The organism is Tepidicella baoligensis (genome assembly GCF_013432195.1).
Classification (GTDB): Bacteria; Pseudomonadota; Gammaproteobacteria; order Burkholderiales; family Burkholderiaceae_C; genus Tepidicella; species Tepidicella baoligensis.
This window is the reverse complement of sequence record NZ_JACCDB010000003.1, coordinates 135,546-151,139: the sequence shown is the minus strand read 5'-3', so window position 1 is coordinate 151,139 and position 15,594 is coordinate 135,546. Positions and strand designations below refer to the sequence as shown.

Annotated in this window: 13 protein-coding genes and 1 pseudogene; 6 read left to right on the top strand and 8 right to left on the bottom strand. The window is 64.8% G+C overall.

The window, feature by feature from the left end; genetic code table 11:
- Positions 1-22: 22 nt before the first annotated feature.
- Complete coding sequence (locus tag HZS63_RS05345; RefSeq protein WP_180683021.1) at positions 23-1,213, bottom strand: phosphoglycerate kinase; 1,191 nt, start codon at positions 1,211-1,213, stop codon at positions 23-25.
- A 131-nt stretch (positions 1,214-1,344) separates the two neighbouring features.
- Here HZS63_RS05345 and HZS63_RS05340 point away from each other — a divergent pair, with 131 nt between their 5' ends.
- From HZS63_RS05340 to HZS63_RS05330, 3 genes are read left to right on the top strand one after another with little or no spacing between them, the layout of a single operon-like run.
- A complete protein-coding gene (locus tag HZS63_RS05340; protein WP_180683020.1) occupies positions 1,345-2,841 on the top strand; it encodes a DUF1538 domain-containing protein in 1,497 nt (498 codons plus the stop codon).
- Positions 2,838-3,185, top strand: coding sequence for a P-II family nitrogen regulator (locus tag HZS63_RS05335; protein WP_180683019.1), 348 nt, complete (start codon positions 2,838-2,840; stop codon positions 3,183-3,185). The genes HZS63_RS05340 and HZS63_RS05335 overlap by 4 nt, the downstream gene beginning before the upstream one ends.
- An 11-nt stretch (positions 3,186-3,196) precedes the next feature.
- Complete coding sequence (locus HZS63_RS05330) at positions 3,197-3,601, top strand: CBS domain-containing protein (protein ID WP_180683018.1); 405 nt, start codon at positions 3,197-3,199, stop codon at positions 3,599-3,601.
- A 127-nt stretch (positions 3,602-3,728) separates the two neighbouring features.
- Here HZS63_RS05330 and thpD read toward each other — a convergent pair whose 3' ends face one another.
- The 4 genes from thpD to ectA all read right to left on the bottom strand — a co-directional run bounded on the left by thpD (position 3,729) and on the right by ectA (position 7,038).
- Positions 3,729-4,655, bottom strand: a complete 927-nt coding sequence (thpD, locus tag HZS63_RS05325; RefSeq protein ID WP_219339102.1) for an ectoine hydroxylase — start codon at positions 4,653-4,655, stop codon at positions 3,729-3,731.
- Positions 4,656-4,695: 40 nt separating this feature from the next.
- Entirely contained in the window at positions 4,696-5,085 is a 390-nt protein-coding gene (locus HZS63_RS05320) for an ectoine synthase (RefSeq protein WP_180683016.1), read from the bottom strand.
- 31 nt (positions 5,086-5,116) lie between these two features.
- Positions 5,117-6,412: a diaminobutyrate--2-oxoglutarate transaminase gene (gene ectB, locus HZS63_RS05315; RefSeq protein WP_180683015.1), complete on the bottom strand. Its 1,296-nt coding sequence runs from the start codon at positions 6,410-6,412 to the stop codon at positions 5,117-5,119.
- An 86-nt stretch (positions 6,413-6,498) separates the two neighbouring features.
- Positions 6,499-7,038, bottom strand: coding sequence for a diaminobutyrate acetyltransferase (ectA, locus tag HZS63_RS05310; protein WP_180683014.1), 540 nt, complete (start codon positions 7,036-7,038; stop codon positions 6,499-6,501).
- Positions 7,039-7,509: 471 nt separating this feature from the next.
- Between ectA and HZS63_RS05305 the strand changes: the two genes are divergently transcribed.
- From HZS63_RS05305 to HZS63_RS05295, 3 genes and pseudogenes are all read left to right on the top strand, one after another.
- A complete protein-coding gene (locus HZS63_RS05305) occupies positions 7,510-7,749 on the top strand; it encodes a DUF2061 domain-containing protein (protein WP_180683013.1) in 240 nt (79 codons plus the stop codon).
- 78 nt (positions 7,750-7,827) lie between these two features.
- A complete protein-coding gene (locus HZS63_RS05300; RefSeq protein WP_180683012.1) occupies positions 7,828-10,164 on the top strand; it encodes an NADP-dependent malic enzyme in 2,337 nt (778 codons plus the stop codon).
- Between the two features lie 234 nt (positions 10,165-10,398).
- Positions 10,399-10,794, top strand: a pseudogene (locus tag HZS63_RS05295) (barstar family protein); the annotation flags it as partial.
- A gap of 127 nt (positions 10,795-10,921) precedes the next feature.
- Here the strand turns inward: HZS63_RS05295 and rsmA are convergent.
- From rsmA to HZS63_RS05280, 3 genes are read right to left on the bottom strand one after another with little or no spacing between them, the layout of a single operon-like run.
- Positions 10,922-11,764, bottom strand: coding sequence for a 16S rRNA (adenine(1518)-N(6)/adenine(1519)-N(6))-dimethyltransferase RsmA (gene rsmA, locus HZS63_RS05290; RefSeq protein WP_343039952.1), 843 nt, complete (start codon positions 11,762-11,764; stop codon positions 10,922-10,924).
- Complete coding sequence (locus HZS63_RS05285) at positions 11,761-13,080, bottom strand: peptidylprolyl isomerase (RefSeq protein WP_180683010.1); 1,320 nt, start codon at positions 13,078-13,080, stop codon at positions 11,761-11,763. The genes rsmA and HZS63_RS05285 overlap by 4 nt, the downstream gene beginning before the upstream one ends.
- Before the next feature lie 16 nt (positions 13,081-13,096).
- Positions 13,097-15,517 (bottom strand): LPS-assembly protein LptD, encoded by a 2,421-nt coding sequence (locus HZS63_RS05280; RefSeq protein WP_180683009.1) that lies wholly within the window; start codon positions 15,515-15,517, stop codon positions 13,097-13,099.
- Between the last annotated feature and the right edge of the window lie 77 nt (positions 15,518-15,594).

The window sequence follows — 15,594 nt, the reverse complement described above, 5'->3', positions numbered from 1 at the left end:
CGGGGCAGCGGGTGGTGGATGTTCAGGCGCGCTTGGCCAGCACCTCGAAAGCCGGCAATGTCTTGCCTTCCAGCACCTCCAGGAAGGCCCCTCCACCCGTGGAGATGTAGTCGATGTCGTCCTCGATGTGGAACTTGGCAATGGCGGCCAGCGTGTCGCCCCCACCGGCGATCGAAAACGCGTCCGAATGCGCGATGGCCGACGCCAGCATTTTGGTGCCACCCGCAAACTGTGGGATTTCGAACACGCCGAGCGGTCCGTTCCAGACGATGGTACCCGCGTGCGCGATGATGTCGGCCAGTTTGGCCGAGGTCTTGGGGCCGACGTCCAGGATGCGGTCGTGCGGACCGACTTCGTCCACCGACACGCGGTTGGCGCGCGCCAGTGCCGACACCTCGTCGGCCACCACCACATCCACCGGCAGCGGCACCTCGGCGCCCCGCGCCTTCATCAAGTCCATCACCTGCTGCGCCTCGCGCACCATCTCGGGCTCGGCCAGGGAGTCGCCGATGCGCTTGCCCGCCGCCAGCAAGAAGGTGTTGGCGATGCCGCCGCCCACGATGAGCTGATCTACCTTGGACGCCAGCGTCTTGAGGATGGACAGCTTGGTGCTCACCTTGGAGCCGCCGACGATGGCCACCAGCGGCCGGCGCGGATTCTCCAACGCTTTGGAGATGGCATCCATCTCGGCGGCCAGCAGCGGGCCGGCACAGGCCACCGGCGCGGTTTCGGCGATGCCATAGGTCGTGGCCTCGACCCGGTGGGCGGTGCCGAAGGCATCGTGCACGAAGATATCGCACAGCTTGCCCAGCTTGGCGGCCAGTTCGGGTGAGTTCTTCTTCTCGCCGATGTTGAAGCGGCAGTTTTCCAGCAACACCACTTCGCCGGGCTTGACTTCGAAGCCGCCGTCCACCCAGTCGGCCACCAGCGGCACCTCACGGCCCAGCAGCTTGCCCAGACGCCGGGCGACCGGGGCCAGGGAGTACTCGGGGCGGAACTCGCCCTCGGTCGGGCGGCCCAGGTGGGAGGTGACCATCACCGCCGCACCGGCTCCCAGAGCCATCTGGATCGCGGGCAGCGAGGCGCGGATGCGCGTGTCCTCGGTGATGTTGCCTTCGTCGTCCTGGGGCACGTTGAGGTCGGCCCGGATGAAAACGCGCTTGCCGGCGGCCTGTCCGCTGGCGCAGATGTCGGAAAAACGGAGGAATTTCATGAGTCGGCATTATTGCAGCTCCTCTTGACAGCCTGCTTGCAGCCAGGCCAGAACGGCGTTCTGGTTGCGTATAAACTCAATCGACCTGCCCCAGCGGATGGGTTCTGCACGACAACCGGAGACACCGCCCATTGAACCAGCTCACCGCCTTCTGGCATCTGCTGCTGCACGCCTTGCGCAACCTGCTGCCCATCGTGCTGGTGGTCGGCTTTTTCCAGTTTGCCGTGATCCAGGAAGTGCCCCCGGGCCTGTTGTCCATGGTGATCGGGCTGTTCATAGTGGCGGTGGGTGTGGCGGTGTTCCTGCAAGGGCTGGAGCTGGGCATCTTTCCCATTGGCAAGAACCTGTCCAACCAGTTCACCCAAAAGGGTTCGCTGGTGTTGCTGATGGTATTTGGCTTCAGCCTGGGCTTTGCGGCCGTGGTGGCCGAGCCGGCGCTGATCGCCGTGGCCTCTCAGGCCGAACTCATCAGTGAAGGGCGCATCCATGGCTGGACGCTGCGGCTGCTGGTCGCCGCCTCGGTGGGCGTGGTCGTGGCGGTAGGCATCGTGCGCACGGTGCTGGGGCAGTCTCTGCACTGGTACATGATCGTGGGCTACGTGCTGGTGGTGCTGGTCACCTTCTTCGCCCCCGAGGAGATCGTGGGGCTGGCCTACGACTCCGGGGGCGTGACCACCAACATCGTCACGGTGCCACTGGTGGCGGCCCTGGGCATCGGCCTGGCCATGTCCATCCGCGGCCGCCATCCCCTGCTGCACGGCTTTGGCCTGGTGGCGCTGGCGGTGATGGTGCCCATGATCACGGTGCAACTGTACGGCATCTATGTGTACCGTTTCGCCGAAGCCCCTGCTGAAGCCGCTGCACTCGCAGCGGCGGCCGCCGAGGGCGAGGCTGCCGCACGACACTGGCTGCTGGTCATGGTGACGGATCTGCTGCTGATGTTCCGCGACGTACTGCCCATCATCGCGGTGATTCTGTTTTTCCAGTACGCGGTGATCCGCAAACCCATTGCCCACCTGCACAAGGTAGCGGGTGGTTTCGTGCTGGTGATCGTGGGCTTGTATGCCTTCGTGGTGGGACTCAAGCTCGGCCTGTTCCCGGTCGGGCGCAGCATGGCGGCGCAGTTGATCCAGCTCGACACCTTTGCCTGGGTCTATCTGTTTGCCTTTGCCATCGGTTTCGCCACCACCATGGCCGAACCGGCGCTCATGGCCATCGGCCAGCAAGCCGAAGAAGCCGCCAAGGGCAAGTTGCAGGCCAGCCGCATCCGCATGTTGGTGGCGCTCGGGGTGGCCATCGGCCTCACGGTGGGCGTGCACCGCATCATCACCGGCGACTCCATCCACTACTACATCATGGGCGGCTACATTCTGGTCATCGTCTTGACCTGGCTGGCGCCCAAGTACATCATTCCCCTGGCGTTCGACCTCGGTGGGGTCACCACCTCGGAAGTGACGGTACCGCTGGTCACAGCCCTGGGCATCGGCTTGGCCAGCAGCATCGAGGGGCGCAACGTGCTGATCGACGGCTTCGGCCTGATCGCGTTCGCGTCCATCTTCCCCATTCTGACCGTCATGCTCTACGCCATCTATGTGGAGCGGTTCAAGCAAGAAGGAGCATCCGCATGAAGTTTTCCGTGCTCGTGGCCATCCTCGCCGAGGAGCTGGAGGAGCAAGCCATCGACGTGGCCCGCCGCAGCGGTGCCAGCGGCGTGACCATCCTGGGCGGCAAAGGCATCGGCGCCAAGGAGAAGAAAACCTTCTTCGGCCTCACCGTCGAGGGCAGCCAGTCGGTGCTGGTGTTCGTGCTCGAAAAAAAACTGTCGGTGCAGGTGCTCAAGAACATCAGCAAGGAGCTGGAGCTTGATCAACAGTCGCGCGGGGTGGTGTTCACCCTGCCGCTGGAGCACATCACCGGGATCGACATGACGCAGATCCACCAGTTCGAGAACCGCATCAAGGACGACATCTAGGAGCCCCAACCATGCTAGTGCAAGACCTCATGGTGCGCGACGTTGCCACCATCTCTCCCATGGCCCCCCTTCGCGAGGCCATGAAGACCATGAAAGCCCGGCGCGTGAAATCGCTGGTGGTGGAGCGCCGCGACGCGCACGACGTGTACGGCATCATCACCTACACCAACATCCTCAAGACCATCGTGGCCGAGGAGGGCGACATCGACCTCATCAACGTGTACGACGTGTGCGCCAAACCGGCTCTCACCATCAGCGCCCAGGCGCAAGTCAAATACGCCGCCCGCATGATGGTCAACATGAGGCTGCGCCGCCTGTTGGCCATGGAAGGCAACGACATGGTGGGCATCATCACCATGAACGACATCGTCGGCTCCATCCTGCAGATGGCCGAGATCGATCCGCCTTCCGTCTGAACTTCGTCGGCGCACCCTGTCGCCGCAGACCCCACGTCTGTATCGCTGCCGATGTCCTGCGTCGTCCTGTTCCCAGCCGTGCGGAGGTGCACCGGGGCCAGCAGATCACCGACGTGGGGTTGTCGCCTCAGCTGCCTGCCCCCACGGGCGTGAAGTCCTCACGCTCGGCGATGAACGGCGGCCTCGGAGCCAGCCCACAGTATGGGTCCACCGGGGTGTTGTGCACGCTGTTGAACACCATGAACACGTTGCTGCGCGGCAGCGGCGTGATGTTGGAGTTGGAGCCGTGCATCACGTTGCACTCGAAGAAGGTGACCGAGCCGGCCGGGCCGATGGGTGCGGTGATGCCGAAGTCCTGCACCAGCTGCGTCAGGCTCACGTCGTCGGGGACGCCGATCTCCTGTTGCTTGAGTGAAGCCTTGTAATGGTTTTCGGGCGTGGCCCCCACACAGCTCACGTAGCGCTGATGCGAACCCGGAATGATCATCAGCGGGCCGTTATAGGGTGTGTTGGGGGTGAGCGCGATCGAGCAGCTCACCATGCGCATGTTCGGGATGCCGTCCTCGACGTGCCAGGTTTCGAAGTCGGAGTGCCAGTAGAACTCTTTGCCTCGAAAGCCGCCTTTGTAATTGATGCGGGACTGGTGAATGTACACCTCGCTGCCCAACAGTTGCCGGGCCACCGCCACCAGTTTCGGGTGGTTGGCCAGGCGGCGCAACACCTCGCTGCTGCGGTGCACCGCGAACAGGGAGCGCAATTCCCCGCTGCCAGGTTCGATCACGGCTTCGTCGGCGCTCTTGACGGACTCGTCTGCACGCAGGCGCTGCAGTTCCTGCAGGCAACTCTCCACCTCTGCCGGGGTGAGCAAGTCTTCGAAATGCAGGTAGCCGTTGTCGGTGTAGAAATTCAGCTCCATTTCGCTCAGGGGGCCGTCTTCCGCGCGGCCCCACACCACCGGATCGAGCCGGCGGGTGATCAGCACCTCGTTGCCGAAGCGTGAAGGGTAGCGGTCGTCGGCGCGGGGCCTGCTGAGTTGGGCGCTGCGGGCAGCCATGCCCATGGTCGGGGTCGATGTCGTCATGGCACAGTTCCTTTCAATCGGCCAGCGCATACGCGCCGGTTTGGTCATGCACTTCACGGCCGGTCAGCGGCGGGTTGAACACGCACACCATGCGCATGTGGGTGCCCTTGTTGGCACGCAGAATGTGCCGGTCGTGCTGGTTGAGGCAATACAGCGTACCGGGCCGGATGGGGTGGGTCACACCGGTGGCCAGGTCCACGATCTCGCCTTCGCCTTCGATGCAGTACACGGTTTCGAAATGGTTTTTGTATTCGAACTCGTGCTCGGTGCCGGGTTTGATGATGGTGTCGTTCACCGAATAGCCGACGCCGGCGTCCTTGTAGATCAAGCGCCGGCTGTTCCAGCCTTCGGTGTCCACATCGGCAGCGGTGCCGATCACGTCGTCCAGGTGTTTCACGATCATGCTTGCTCTCCTTGGATGATGCGCAAAGGGGTCAGGCGGCCTGGGCCAGGGCGGGTTCGGCGGCATGCGCGCTGGCCGCCGGCAGGCCCAGCACCGCACGCAGGGCGTCCTCGATCACGTCCAGACCATGCGCCAGCTCCTGTTCGGTGATGGTGAGGCTGGGCAGCAGCTTGAGCACTTGGTCGTCGATACCGGCGGTTTCGATGATCAACCCGCGCTCGAAGCAGGCCTGCGAGACCCGGCCCGCCAGCGTCGGATCGTCGAATTCGATGCCCCAGATCAGGCCGCGTCCCCGAACCTTGGCCTCGGGCGTCAGCCGCTGGGCCATGGCCTGCAGCCGTCGCTCGACCAGACCCGCCTTTTTCTGCACGCTTTGCGCGAGTGCGTCGTTCTGCCAAAACTGCAGCGCGGCCGTGGCGGTGACGAAGGCCGGGCAATGGCCACGGAAGGTGCCATTGTGCTCACCCGGGGCCCACTGGTCGAGTTCGGGCTTGATCAACACCAGCGCCAGCGGCAGGCCATAGCCCGACAGCGACTTGGACAGCGTGACGATGTCCGGCACGATGCCGGCTTCCTCGAAGCTGAAGAAACGCCCGGTGCGTCCACAGCCGACCTGGATGTCATCGACGATCAACACGATCCCGTGTTCGGCCGTGATGCGGCGCAGACGCTGCAGCCACTCCACGCTGGCCACGTTCACGCCGCCTTCGGCCTGCACCGTCTCCACGATCACGGCCGCCGGCGTGTCCATGCCGCTGCCACTGTCTTTCAGCAGGGCTTCGAAGTAGTCCAGCGTGTCGGTCTCGGCGCCCAGGTAACCGTCAAAAGGCACCGAGGCACTGTGGCTCAGCGGCACGCCGGCACCGGCACGCTTGAAGCCGTTGCCCGTCACGGCCAGGGCGCCCAGCGTCATGCCGTGAAAGGCATTGGTGAAGCCCACCACCTGCTCACGCCCGGTCACCTTGCGGGCCAGTTTCAGAGCGGCTTCCACGGCGTTGGTGCCGGTGGGGCCGGGGAACTGAAACTTGTAGTTCAGGCCGCGCGGTTGCAGGATCACTTCATGGAACCGCTCGATGAAGCGTTGCTTGGCCTCGCTGTACATGTCCAGCGTGTGGGTGATGCCGTCGCGCATCAGGTAGCCCAGCAGGGCCTGCTTGATCTTGTCGGGGTTGTGGCCGTAGTTCAGCACGCCGGCCCCGGCGAAAAAGTCCAGGTAGCGCTTGCCTTCGGTGTCGGTCATCCAGGCGCCCTTGGCGCTGCTGAAAACGGCCGGAAAGCTGCGGCAGTAGCCGCGTACCTCGGATTCATGCTGTTCGAATGTGTTCATCGGATCTCCTTTCTCCTGGGGTGAATGGCGCGGCCCGGGCCTCACAGGCCAAGCCACGCGCGACGAGGCGCACGAACCGCGCCAGTTCAGACAGGCACCGGAGTGCCACGATCGATCGGCCCGACACGGAACAAGGGCTCCGCAGGGTGATCGATGGGAAACAGGTCGGGCGTGAAGTGAGGACGCACCTCGCAGGAGGTGCGGTATGCCCGGGCCAGCCGGCGGAACAGCGCCTGTGAGGCGGCGTTGTCGTCAGCCACCGTCGCAGTGACCCAGCGACAGCGGGCATTGGCCGGTAAGGCGAGCCAACGCTGCAGCAACGCCAACCCCAACCCCTGGCCTTGCCAACGGGGATGGACACCGACCTGCCAGACGAAGGCGGTTTCGGGTTGCAAAGGCGGGTGGTATCCGATCACGGCACCGGCCGTTTCTCCTTCCGGCGTCTCGGCCAGCAGGGAGGTGGCGCCGAAATCGGTGGCGAAGAGCACGTAGAAGTAGGGGGAATTGACTTCCAGCGTGCCCGTGGCCCGCACCAGGTGCCACAAGGCAGCGCCGTCGCTTTGCCGGACGCTGCGGAATCGAAAAGTCGTCAATAGAGGGGTTTCGGTGTTGTCCGTACTGGTCATGCCATGCGTTGTTTCGAGTGGCGGGCTCGGTTCATAACGAACCGGTGACACGCCAGACCACGTCAGCGCCTGAGGGCGGGCACCGCGGTCGGTCGACCGGCGCCGAAGCACCGATCCACAAAAAACTCAAGCGACCCGTTGGCCGTTGAACGATCGCCCACCACACGGTGAAGAACGAGGCAAGAACCTGCGTTCGGTGGCGGGAGGGACCAAGGAGGGTCAACTCCCCGTCCTTTTTTCAGAATAAACCGATGACCGCGGCGTTGCAACCGCTTTGATGCCGCTTGCACCCCAAGCAGCCCAAGAAAAATACCTTTATTATCAATTAATATTATTAAATAGATCAATAAAAAGGCATTTTTAGGCAAGAACCTGGGATGTTGCATATCAATCGAATAGTATTTTTCGATTGGAAATTTCTAAATCAAAGGCTTACCATAGGTCTCATCCAACCATCACGAGGAGTGTTCCATGGCCCGCATCCGTGCCTTTGCCCGCCACCACCGTCGCGACCTGCTCAAGACGGGCAGTTACTACCTGTTGCACATCCTGGTAGCCGCTGGGGTTGCCTACGCCGTCACCGGACAGCTCTGGGCCGCCTTGACCCTGAGCGTGCTGGAGCCTACGGTACAGGCCGTGGCCTACTTTTTCCACGAAAAAGCCTGGGCGCGGCGCTCGGATGACGGACTACGGGTTGCCCACATCACGTAAAACAGAGGGGCAGCCTACAATATTCGACGCGCCCGCTCCACCATGCGGCCCTTCATTTCACATGACGGAGACACCCCCATGTCGCAACCCCAGGAAGACAAGCGCGCCGAACTGCGCCGCGCGGCGCTCGAATACCACGAGTCCCCCACACCCGGCAAGGTGGCCATCGCTCCCACCAAACAGCTCACCAACCAGCGCGACCTGGCGCTGGCCTATTCGCCCGGCGTGGCTGCGCCGTGCGAGGAAATCGTGGCCGACCCGGTCAACGCCTTCAAGTACACCAGCCGGGGCAACCTGGTGGCCGTGATCACCAACGGCACCGCCGTGCTGGGCCTGGGCGACATCGGACCGCTGGCCGCCAAGCCGGTGATGGAAGGCAAGGGCGTGCTGTTCAAGAAGTTCGCCGGCATCGATGTGTTCGACATCGAGATCAACGAAAAGGACCCGGACAAGCTGGTCGAAATCATCGCCGCCCTGGAGCCCACCTTCGGCGGCGTGAACCTCGAAGACATCAAGGCCCCGGACTGCTTCTACGTCGAGCGCCAACTGCGCGAACGCATGAAGATCCCGGTCTTCCACGACGACCAGCACGGCACCGCCATCGTGGTGGGAGCGGCGATCCTCAACGGCCTCAAGGTGGTCGGCAAGGACCTCAAAAAAGTCAAGCTGGTGACCTCCGGAGCAGGCGCGGCGGCTTTGGCCTGCCTGGGGCTGCTCGTCAAGCTGGGCATCCCGCGTGAAAACATCTGGGTGACCGACCTGGCCGGGGTGGTCTACGAAGGTCGAACCGAGCTGATGGACCCGGACAAGGCCCAGTTCGCCCAAAAGACCGACCAGCGCACGCTGGCCGAGGTGATCGAGGGCGCCGACATCTTCCTGGGCCTGTCCGCCGGTGGCGTGCTCAAACCGGAGATGGTGGCGAAGATGGCCCCCAGGCCTCTCATCCTGGCGCTGGCCAACCCCACGCCTGAGATCCTGCCGGAGGAGGTCAAGGCCGTTCGCGACGACGCCATCATGGCCACCGGCCGCACCGACTACCCCAACCAGGTCAACAACGTTTTGTGTTTCCCCTACATCTTCCGTGGAGCGCTGGACGCCGGGGCTTCCACCATCACCGACGAGATGGAGATCGCCGCGGTGCATGCCATCGCCGAGCTCGCCCAGGCCGAGCAAAGCGAGGTGGTGGCGGCCGCCTACGTGGGTGAAAAGCTGGCCTTCGGCCCCGACTACCTCATTCCCAAGCCCTTCGACCCGCGGTTGATGATGAAGATCGCGCCGGCGGTGGCTGAGGCGGCCGCGCGCAGCGGCGTGGCCCAGCGCCCGATCACCGACATGGATGCCTACCGGGACAAGCTGCAAAGCTTCGTCTTTGCATCCGGCACGCTGATGAAGCCGGTTTACAACATCGCCAAGCGCGCCCAGCACAAGCGCATCGCCTACGCCGAAGGTGAGGAAGAGCGCGTGCTGCGCGCCTGCCAGGTGGTGGTGGACGAAGGGCTGGCCCGGCCCACGCTGATCGGACGCCCGGCCATCATCGCCCAGCGCATCGAAAAATTCGGCCTGCGCCTGCAGCAAGGGCGTGACTATGACGTGGTCAACACCGAATACGACCCACGCTACCGCGAACTCTGGCAGACGTATCACCAGATCATGGAGCGCCGGGGCGTGACCGAACAGCTCGCCAAGATCGAGATGCGGCGCCGCCTGAGCCTGATCGGCGCCATGCTGCTGCGCCGCGGCGACGTGGAGGGCCTGATCTGCGGCACCTGGGGCACCACCCCCATGCACCTGCAATACATCGACCAGGTGATCGGCAAACGACCGGGCGCGCTGTGCTATGCAGCCATGAACGCGCTCATGCTGCCCGGCCGCCAGTTGTTTCTGGTGGACACACACGTGAACTACGACCCGACGGCGCAACAGCTGGCCGAAATCACGCAGATGGCGGCGCGCAAGGTCATGCGCTTCGGCATCACCCCCAAAGCCGCACTGCTGTCGCATTCGAATTTTGGCTCTTCCGACCAGCCTTCTGCCGCCAAAATGCGTCAAGCACTCGCCATTTTGCGCGAACAGGCACCTTGGCTGGAAGTGGACGGCGAGATGCACGGCGACGTCGCGCTCGACGCCCTGGCGCGCCAGCGCATCATGCCGCGCAGCACCTTGGCGGGCGATGCCAACCTGCTCGTGCTGCCCAACATCGATGCCGCCAACATCGCTTACAACCTGCTCAAGACAGCGGCGGGAGGCGGGATCGCCATCGGCCCCATGCTGCTGGGTGTGGCCAAACCGGTTCACATCCTCACCGCCAGCGCCACCGTGCGGCGCATCGTCAACATGACGGCACTGACCGTCGCGGAGGCCAACGTAGGCCCGCGGGCCGTCGATGGCCCCACCCCTTCTCACGACGGCGCCTGAGTCCTTCGGCAACCCCTGGGGGCGGCCCGGTTTCTGCTGCCGCCCCCTTGCTTTTTGGGGCCGGATCGGGCACACTTGCGCCCTTGAATTTCAGGGTTTACCCGTGTCGCCTCGACAGAGCCGACACGCCCTACCCGCCGGGCCAAGACGCTGGCAAGACGGCTTGCAGCCGCCCGCGCCGTGCCCCGACCAGTCTCGCTTTTCTAACGTTTCACCATTGGAAGAACCGCGGAGATGGACACACCGCTTCGTAATGTGAGAACCAACATCGTGCAGTCGATTCGCGCCTACACGGTCAAGGACCTGGAGGCCGCCGCCGAACAGCTCGGACACCACTTCCTGTACGCCAACCTGGCCAGCGCCCAGAGCAAGCAGGACGTGATCGATCTGGTGGCCGAACAATACACCTTGCCCGTGCAAAACGGCAAGAACTTCGATGCGCTCTACGACAGCATGACCGACGTGGTCCACAAGTCGGGCCCACAGACCGGCTTCATCGTGGTGCTGGAGCATATCCCCACTGGGCCGAAGTTCGACAAGGAAGCCCGCGAGCAGCTGCTCGACATCTTCCGCGACGTGGCCGACTACTGGAGCGACCGCAAGGTACCGTTCCGCTGCTTCTACTCCTTCTCCGTGGCCCGTGCCCCGAAGGCGGCCGACTTGGCCGCCACCGAAGAGCCCTTGCTCACCGACAAGCTGGTGGATGTCAGCCCTCAGGCGCTGCGCATGAGCAGCCCCTTCAACGCCGGCTACTGGCTCACGGCAGCCTGAGCCCCTGGCTTTCGGGCGGTGGTGCTGCCTCCACCGCCTGGGCCAGGCACAGGTATTCGCTCACGGCCACCTCCTCGGCGCGCCGTTGCAGATCGAAATCCCCGGCATAGCCCCTGGCCTCCAACCAGCGGCCGAGGGTGTGGCGCAGCAGCTTGCGGCGCTGCGAGAAAGCGGCTTGCACCAGCGACTCCAAGGTGGGCACATCCACTCTGGGCGGCACATGGTACGGCACCATCCGCACCACCGCGCTGTCCACCCGGGGCGGCGGCTCGAAACTTTCGGGCGGCACGAACAGCACGTCCTCCATTTCATAACGCCATTGCAGCATCACGCTGAGCCGGCCGTAGCCGGCCGTCGCCGGCGCCGCCACCATGCGGTCGATCACCTCCTTCTGCAACATGAAGTGCTGGTCCTGCACCACGTCCGCCACCGGCAGCAGGTGAAACAGGATGGGGCTGGAGATGTTGTAGGGCAGGTTGCCGACGATGCGCAACCGCGCACCCGGCACGGCAGACGCGAGCCCTTGTACCGACAGGCGGCGGAAATCGACACGCAACACGTCGGACTCGACCACCGTGAGCTGCGGATGCTGGCGCAGGCGTGCAGCCAGATCGCGGTCCAGCTCGATCACCGTCAGGTGGCCGAGGCGTTCGACCAGCGGCTGGGTCAGCGCCGCCAAGCCCGGGCCGATCTCGATCATCGCATCTCCCGGACGGGGCCCGATGGCTCGTACGATGGCGTCGATGATGGCCGGATCGGTCAGGAAATGCTGGCCGAAACGCTTGCGGGGCTGATGTGGCCCCACCCGTGGAGCAACGGCGCGCTTCACCGATCGTTCTCGCGGTACTCCACAAAGGCCCGGGCCCGCAACTCGCGCGCCCAGGCCTCATAGGCTTCCTCGATCTTTTGCTCACGCAGCACATTGCGCACCCACTCGCGGCGTTCGCGCATGGGCAGTTCGGCCTCCCGGCGTTCGACCACCTGGATCAGGTGCAGACCGAAACGGGAACGCACCGGCTCCGAGACTTGCCCCGGCGCCAGCCGGTTCATGACTTGCTCGAACTCGGGCACGAACTGACCGGGCTGCGTCCAACCCAGGTCGCCACCTTCGCTCGCGCTGCCGTCGCGGCTGTGTTCTCGGGCCAGCACGTCGAAGCGGGCCTGGCCAGATTCGATCCGTTCGCGCCACTCCCGCATGCGGCGAACCATGGCTTCTTCCTCGGCAGGCGAGCCCGGCACCAGCAAGATGTGGCGGGCACGCGTCTGGATCACGTGGGTGGGCGGAAGGTTCAGGTTGCGGTTTTCCAGCACGAGCAGGACATGGAACCCGGCCCCGCTGCGCAGCGGCCCGACCACGCTGCCTTTGGGCAGCGATTGGGTGGCCTCGACAAACAGGCTGGGATAGCGGTCGGCGGTGCGCAGGCCCATCTGGCCGCCGGCGGCACGCTCGGGGCCGTCGGAAAATTCACGCGCCAGCGCCGCAAAATCCTCTCCGGCACGGGCGCGCCGCGCCACCTCACGAGCCAGCGCTTCGCGCTGGGCCAGGGTGGCGGCATCGGGGCTGTCCGGCAGAGCGATCAGCACCTGGGCCAGATGCAGGGCCGTCTGCTCGAGCGCGCGAGTGGCCGTTTGCTCACGCAGGTAGTTATCGATCTCGAGTTCGGTCACCCGAACCTGCCTCTCCACTTCACGCTCGCGCACCCGCTGCAACAGGATGTCGTTGCGCAGATTGGCCCGGAAGCTCGCCGGCGTCATGCCGATGGCGGCGAGGCGTTCATGCAGTTGCGGCACGGTCAGTCCGTTTTGGCGGGCCACCGACGCTTCGGCATCGTTCAAGGTCGCCTCATCGACCCGGATACCGATCTCCGTCGCCCACTGGATCTGGGTGCGTTCGAGGATCAGGCGCTCCAACACCTGCCGCTCCAGTTCGTCCGGGGGAGGCAGTGCCTCGCCGGGGGGGGCCTCGATGCGGGCCATGCGGTTACGCACGTCACCGCTGGTGATGGGCTCGGAATTGACCAGCGCGACGATGCGGTCCACCTCCCGCACCGCAGGCGCTGCGGCCTGCGCGAAGGCGAAACCAGTGACCAGCGCACTGGACAAGACGGCGCCCAGAGTGGCTAGGCGCGACGCGCGGCGCAACATGGATTGCTGATGTGACTTAGTCATAACGCTCGAAACGGCTCGGCGGATTGATCTGCTCGCGCAGGTATTGGTAACGCGGGATGTTCTCACGCAGCGTCTGCAAGGGACTGGAGCCGATGCGCGAAAACCCCGAGAATTCGAGTTGGAACAGGATGCGTTGGTTCGCGCTGCTGAAGCTTTGTTGCAGGCGCTCCAGCACGATGCGGCCGATCCAGCAGCCGGCGTCGTATTCGAAGCCCGCGATCAGATCCACGATGCGGCGATCCTCCAGGCTGTAATTGAGTCGGCCGACGCTGTACCAGTGGCCAGGGCCCAGCCCGCGGCCGGCCCCGAGATCGAGGGCACGCGGCCCTCCCAGCAAGTCGCGCAGCGGCCACTGCCAACCCAGATCGAGCTGCTCGCTCTCGCCACGCTGCAGGCGGTAAGCGGCGCTCACCACGCGATAGTTGCCTGGGTTGTAACGCCCGCTGAGCGTGGTCCGCACCGACTCACGGTTCTTGGGGTTGTACTGCACGGTACCGCCGAAGGACCATTCGGGCGTCCAGTTGAGGGAGCCACCGAACAGCACGTCGCTGAGCCGTTCGCTGATCGGCTCCTGGTCGGGCAGCACCACACGCTGGTCACGCAGGCGGATGCGTTGGGCAACCCCGAAACTCAGCCATTCGGCTCCCGTCTGTGGACTCAGCAGGCGGGAGGTCACACCGAGCGTCAGGGCGTTGAGGTCGGCCACCCGGTCGTCACCACCAAAGGCGTTGGAGGTGAAGATCGTCGCCAGGTTGAAGTCCAGCGCCGAGCTGTCGTACACCGGCAGGTAGCCCTGCTCGCGGTAGGGCGTGGCGGTGTAGAACAGGCGCGGCTCCAGCGTCTGCAGCACCTCTCGGCCGAAGACGGAGGCATCACGCTCGAAAAAAAGTCCCCCGTCGAGCGAGACCGTCGGGATCACATAACCTTGGCTGCGCTCACGCGCCCCCAGCGGCCCCACCGCTTCATCGAAGCGGTACTGGCGTGCATGCACCCGCAGGCCCGGACGCAGGTACCACCCAGGGGTCTGCCAGGTTTTGTCGATCTGGACCGTCCCCAGCCAGCGCGTCCCGTTCACATCGGTCACCCGATTCCGATCGCCGATCGTGGCGGCCCGGTCGGTGCGGAAATGCGTGACATCTCCCAGGAAAGCCCAAGACCAGCCGTCGGCACCGCCCCACTGCTGGCCCATGGGCCGGTAGGCCACGGCCAGCGAAGGCAACCGGTCGTAGGGTGCGACGATCGGGGCATCCGGATCCTGCAGGGTCTGCCAACGATAGGCCCCGGCGCTGAAGGACCAGTCGCCCCGGCCACCAGTCAGCACGACGTCGCTGGGCAGGAGGCGTTCGGTCAGTGAGGTGCTGCTGCGCGGAAAGTCGCGCCAGTAGTTGTCATCGCTCACGCGGTTGTGGTCGATCCGCAAGCCGACCGTCCCCAGCGGGCCGCCGACGGGGAGCCGGTGCTCATGCTTGAGCGACACGGCCCAGCGGTCTTCCTGGCGCAGCCGGTCGTTCGGCATGTAGCTGGCACGAGCGATGCCGGCGTGGCTGCGCTCCAGATAGCGGTATTCACCTCCCAAGTCCAAGCCGCGCCGGCTCATCACCGTGGGGTAGAGCGTGGCGTCGCGGTTCGGGGCCAGGTTCAGGTAGTAGGGCGCCGTGACTTCCAGGCCGCTGCGGTTGTCGAGGTTGATGGTCGGCGGCAGGACGCCGGACTTGCGCCGGTCCGACAACGGAAAACTGACCCAGGGCGAGCCCAGCAACGGCACCCCCTTGAAACGCAGCACGCCGTTGGTGGCGGTAGCCGTCTCCTCGGCCTGGTCGAACTCGATGCGGCTGGCGCTGACATACCAGTCCGGCTCCCAGGCCTCTGCTGCCGGGCGGGGACACGTGGTGTAGCGAACCCGGTGCGCGACCATCCGGTCCTTGCCCAGAAACTCCGCCTGCTCGGCATCACCCTGCCCGCCCGTGAGCAGAAAGGAAAAGCGGGGCCGATCGAAAACTCCCTGGTAGGTGTCGAGCTGAAGCTCCAGCGCCGGTCCCTCGAACACGTCCCCTGCGCGGTTGATGCGCACATTGCCGGTGGCGATGGCCTTGTTGTCCTCGCGCTGGTGCTCCAGCCGGTCGGCACGAATCACCAGATCGTGGCGGCGCCATTCGGCCTCACCCTCGACGACGACCCGCTCATCGGTCCGGCCATGGATGCGCTGACCCGATACGAACACCGGCGTCTGTTCGCGCACGGCCTCGGGCAGGGTTTCCTGCAGTCGATCGCTCAGTTGCAGCGTCAGACCCTGTCCCTGAGCCAGCCCGCCCCAGCTCAACAGCAGACAGCCACAGGCGGCCAACACCCAGCGGGACACGGAGGGCAGGCATTGTAAAGCGATCGGACGCGCGGCGGGCGAAGCAGCAGGCATGGACAAATGCGGTTCTGAACTCGGGGCGCGAGACGATGGCCTCCGTAGAATTACCGGCAATTATCCACGAGCCCCCA